Source organism: Polaromonas sp. P1_E3, assembly GCF_056405935.1.
Genome location: NZ_JBFUBD010000542.1, coordinates 1 through 1,527, shown reverse-complemented (window position 1 = coordinate 1,527; position 1,527 = coordinate 1). Strand labels below are relative to the sequence as shown.

The window sequence follows — 1,527 nt, the reverse complement described above, 5'->3', positions numbered from 1 at the left end:
GCGCAGCTTCTTGCGGCGAGTCCTGCGTGGCYGTGTAAATCCACACGGGGCCGCCCGACTGGAATATCTTTGCACCAGGCGGTGTTTGAAGCAGGCTGTCGACAATCACGCGGCAGGGCTGCACCGGTGTTTCCACCAGCCGCACGTCCAGCTGGGGGTCATCCTCCAGCAGCGTCCCGATCCCCGTCAGCACGGCGGAGGCCCGGGCCCGCCACGCATGTCCGTCGGTTCGCGCCTCAGGCGAGGTGATCCACTGGCTCTGGCCATTGCCCAGCGCCGTGGTGCCGTCCAGCGAGGCGGCAACCTTGAGGCGGACCCAGGGCGTTTTGCGGACCATCCGGCTGAAAAAGCCAATATTCAGTTCCCTGGACTCCTCGGCGCCCGGCCCGACCTCGACCTCGACGCCGGCCGCCCGCAGTCGCTCAAACCCCTGGCCGGACACCAGTGGGTTGGGATCGGCTATCGAGGCCACCACCTTTTTGATGCCGGCGGCAATCAGGGCGTCGCAGCAGGGGCCTGTCCGTCCGTGGTGAGAGCAGGGTTCGAGGGTGACGTAGGCGGTTGCGCCGGCGAGCGGGTGACCCTGGCGCTGGGCGTCCCGCATGGCCATGATTTCGGCGTGAGGGCTGCCTGCCTGCTGGGTGTGGCCCTGCCCCAGCAGTTGGCCGCCTGTCGAGAAGAGGGCGCAGCCGACCCGGGGGTTGGGCGCGGTCAGTCGCAGCGCGGCGTGGGCCTGCTGAAGGGCGATCAAAATGCGCGAGGAGGAGGGCATTGGAGCGTGTCAAAGGGTTCAGGCACCGGCGGCGGATAGCCGTCATATGCCGTTCGGCAGCCAAAGTCTGGCCGTTTGTCGGTTATGTTAATTCACATATCCATAGGCCCCTAATAATGCGGCCATGGATAAAAAAGCGGCAAACCGGGGCTTCACACTGATAGAAATATTGGTGGTGGTGAGCATCGTGGCAGTTCTTCTTGGGCTGGGTGTTCCTTCCATGCGTGAAGCGATTGAACGCAATACGGTCTCAGGCCACATCAATACCTTTATTGGCGGGCTGCGTTATGCCCGTTCGGAGGCCATTCGGGCAGGAGTGCCCGTGGTGATGTGCCAAAGCATCAATGCTGAAACCAGTGCCCCGACATGCGCGGCGGCTGGCGGTGACGGCTGGGCCAGGGGTTGGCTGATTTTTGTCAACCGTGACCTTGACGCGGGCAATGTCTACAGTGCAGCTGGCGGAGATACATTGCTCAAGGCGCAGGGGGCGCTCAGCGGAAGTGGCGGCATCGCTCAGGTTTCCGGCGCCACAGTGACCAAGTTTGTATTTCGCCCTACGGGCCTGTTGAGTGCTGGGGCTTCCAGCTATACCTTTAACTCCGCTTCACTTGCCAGCACGCAGCAGCGGCTTGTTTGCATTTCGATGCAAGGGCGCGCGCGCATCCTGACAGATTCATTTGCGGCTTGCAGCTCCACCGACTCATGACCCATATCCATTCCTCATATAGCGGCAGGTCGATACCCGGCCTTCGCAC

At 62.8% G+C, this 1,527-nt stretch carries 2 protein-coding genes; one reads left to right on the top strand and one right to left on the bottom strand.

Annotation, left to right across the window (positions count from 1 at the left end; genetic code table 11):
* Window positions 1-772 (bottom strand): bifunctional diaminohydroxyphosphoribosylaminopyrimidine deaminase/5-amino-6-(5-phosphoribosylamino)uracil reductase RibD (gene ribD, locus AC1D0Z_RS21480; RefSeq protein ID WP_477660184.1); only part of this gene is annotated, 772 nt, incomplete at its 3' end.
* 124 nt (window positions 773-896) lie between these two features.
* On the opposite strand from ribD, the gene AC1D0Z_RS21475 reads away from it, so the two are divergent.
* Window positions 897-1,478: a GspH/FimT family pseudopilin gene (locus AC1D0Z_RS21475; RefSeq protein WP_477660183.1), complete on the top strand. Its 582-nt coding sequence runs from the start codon at window positions 897-899 to the stop codon at window positions 1,476-1,478.
* The last annotated feature ends 49 nt before the right edge of the window (window positions 1,479-1,527 follow it).